Below are 1,372 nucleotides of genomic sequence, written 5' to 3'. Positions count from 1 at the left end.
GAGACGTGCCATTACCAGAGATGCTCCAGCGACATCAAATGTCGAGCTCCGCGTGCTTCGCGTTCGCCATGATCCACTTCTTGCGACCCTCGACCTCGTTCCCCATGAGCTCGTCGAAGACGACGTCGGCCTCTTCGGCGTCGTCGAGCGTGACCTTCTTCAGGGTGCGCGTGGCGGGATTGAGGGTCGTCTCCCAGAGCTGCTCGGCGTTCATCTCGCCAAGACCCTTGTATCGCGCGATGGCGGGCTCGCGACCACCCTTGCCGTCGTCGGTGCCCTCGTCGCTCGTCGCGTTCGCATCGGCCTCGGCCTCGGCGGCGTCGACCGCTGCGCTGGCGCGCCTGCGACCCTTCGCGGTCTTCTCCTCGCTCTCGATCGCTTTCGCCTTTCGGTCGTCGCGCTTCTTCCGCGCCTCGCTCTTCATCTCCTTCATGAGCTTGTCGCGCTCGTGGTCGGAATATGCCCAGCGGACGTCCTTCCCGAGCTGGAGGCGGTAGAGCGGCGGCTGGCCGATGTAGATGCGGCCTTCCTCGATGAGCGGCTTGAAGTGCCGGTAGAGAAGCGTGAGGAGCAGGGTGCGGATGTGCGACCCGTCGACGTCGGCGTCGGCAAGGAGGATCGTCTTGCCGTAGCGCAGCTTCTTCATGTCGAAGTAGTCGCCGATCCCCGTGCCGAGCGCCGTGATGAGCGACTTGATCTCCTCGTTCCCGAGCATCTTGTCGGCGCGCGCCTTCTCGACGTTCAGGATCTTGCCGCGGAGCGGGAGGATCGCCTGGAAGCGACGGTCGCGTCCGGACTTCGCGGAGCCCCCGGCCGATTGGCCCTCGACGATGATCAGCTCGCAGCGCTCCGGGTCGCGCTCCGAACAGTCGGCGAGCTTGCCGGGCAGCGAGAAGCCGTCGAGCGCGCCCTTGCGCAGCACGAGATCGCGCGCCTTGCGGGCGGCCTCGCGCGCGCGGAACGCGGTGAGGCACTTCTCGACGATGCGCCGCGCGTCCGGGGGGTTCTCCTCGAGGTACTGGCCGAGCGCGTCGTTCACGGCCGCGGCGACCTGGCCGGCGATCTCGGCGTTGCCGAGCCGCGTCTTCGTCTGGCCCTCGAACTGTGGCTCGCGGACCTTCACGCTGATGACCGCGGTGAGTCCCTCGCGCACGTCGTCCGACGTCAGGTTCGGATCGGACTCCTTCAGCTGGCCGTTCTTGCGCGCGTATGCGTTGAGCGTGCGCGTGAGCGCGGTGCGGAATCCAGTGAGGTGCGCGCCGCCATCGATGGTGTTGATGTTGTTCGCGAACGTGTAGACCTTCTCCGCGAAGCCGTCGTTGTACTGCAGCGCGACCTCCACGACGGTCCCGTTCTCATGCGCCTTCTCGAC

Annotated in this window: 1 pseudogene; it reads right to left on the bottom strand. The window is 66.6% G+C overall.

The annotated features are described in order from the left end of the window. Window positions 1–415: 415 nt before the first annotated feature. Window positions 416–1,372, bottom strand: a pseudogene (locus EPN29_14440) (DNA topoisomerase IV subunit B).

It is taken from the genome of bacterium (assembly GCA_004299235.1).
In the GTDB taxonomy this organism is placed as follows: Bacteria; Chloroflexota; Dormibacteria; order Dormibacterales; family Dormibacteraceae; genus SCQL01.
This window is presented reverse-complemented; position numbering and strand designations above follow the sequence as displayed.